2 protein-coding genes are annotated in these 1,332 nt (G+C 39.7%); one reads left to right on the top strand and one right to left on the bottom strand.

Annotated features, from left to right (window positions below):
- Positions 1 to 68, bottom strand: a 68-nt coding sequence (locus SPADD19_RS13150) for a Y-family DNA polymerase (RefSeq protein WP_423170604.1), incomplete at its 3' end; no start/stop codon positions are given.
- Positions 69 to 383: 315 nt separating this feature from the next.
- Here SPADD19_RS13150 and SPADD19_RS12130 point away from each other — a divergent pair.
- A partial coding sequence (locus SPADD19_RS12130; RefSeq protein ID WP_277619454.1) for a pyruvate formate lyase family protein occupies positions 384 to 1,332 on the top strand: 949 nt, incomplete at its 3' end.

Genomic DNA, 1,332 nt, shown 5'->3' with positions numbered 1-1,332 from the left:
ATTACGACAGGCTTCCCCTTTAAACTAGGGTTATCTCTTTCTTCGACGGCAGCAAAAAATGCATCCATGTCAATATGAATAATCTTGCGACTCGTATCATTCACTAATGGAAATATCAGCATTTTTCACCCTCCTTTCTTTCTATTATAGGAAGAAAATTTTAGAATTGCAAAAATCAAACTTCCGCAAAACTTTGAAAATCGATGGAAAACGGCGCACGTTTTCAAAAATATAGTACAGAACAACATCGAATCAAGAACTGTATTATAAAAGAATCTGCCATTTTTCACAATTTGTCTTTGTGTAACCGGTTTCTGTATGGTATACTACTAGTGTAAATGCAACAGATGTAGTTGCTAGAAAGATAATAGAGGAAAATAGTAATGGTTGTTAAAACAGTCGTTGAAGCACAAGATATTTTTGACAAAGCCTGGGAAGGCTTCAAAGGTGAAGATTGGAAAGAAAAAGCAAGCGTTTCTCGCTTCGTTCAAGCTAACTACACACCATATGATGGAGATGAAAGCTTCTTAGCTGGTCCAACTGAACGTTCTCTTCATATCAAAAAAATTGTTGAAGAAACAAAAGCTCATTATGAAGAAACTCGTTTCCCATACGATAACCGTCCAACATCTATCGCTGATATCGCAGCTGGATATATCGACAAAGAAAACGAAGTCATCTTTGGTATCCAAAACGATGAACTCTTCAAGTTGAACTTCATGCCAAAAGGTGGTATCCGTATGGCTGAAACTACTTTGAAAGAAAATGGATACGAACCAGATCCAGCTGTTCATGAAATCTTCACTAAATATGTAACTACTGTAAACGATGGTATCTTCCGCGCTTACACTACAAACATCCGTCGTGCCCGCCACGCTCACACTGTAACTGGTCTTCCAGATGCATACTCTCGTGGACGTATCATTGGGGTTTACGCTCGTTTGGCTCTTTACGGTGCTGACTACTTGATGGCTGAAAAAGCAAGCGACTGGAACTCTATCACTGAAATCGATGAAGAATCAATTCGCCTTCGTGAAGAAGTAAACCTTCAATACCAAGCTTTGAAAGAAGTTGTTCGCTTGGGTGATCTTTATGGTGTAGACGTTCGTCGTCCTGCCTTCGATACAAAAGAAGCAATCCAATGGACAAACATTGCCTTCATGGCTGTCTGCCGTGTCATCAACGGTGCTGCTACTTCTCTTGGACGTGTTCCAATCGTTTTGGATATCTACGCAGAACGTGACTTGGCTCGTGGTACTTACACTGAATCAGAAATCCAAGAATTCGTTGACGATTTCGTTATGAAATTGCGTACTGTTAAATTTGCTCGTA

Source organism: Streptococcus parasanguinis (assembly GCF_001578955.1).
Lineage (GTDB): Bacteria > Bacillota > Bacilli > Lactobacillales > Streptococcaceae > Streptococcus > Streptococcus parasanguinis_U.
The sequence above is the reverse complement of the archived record's forward strand: the minus strand, read 5'-3'. Positions and strand labels throughout refer to the sequence as shown.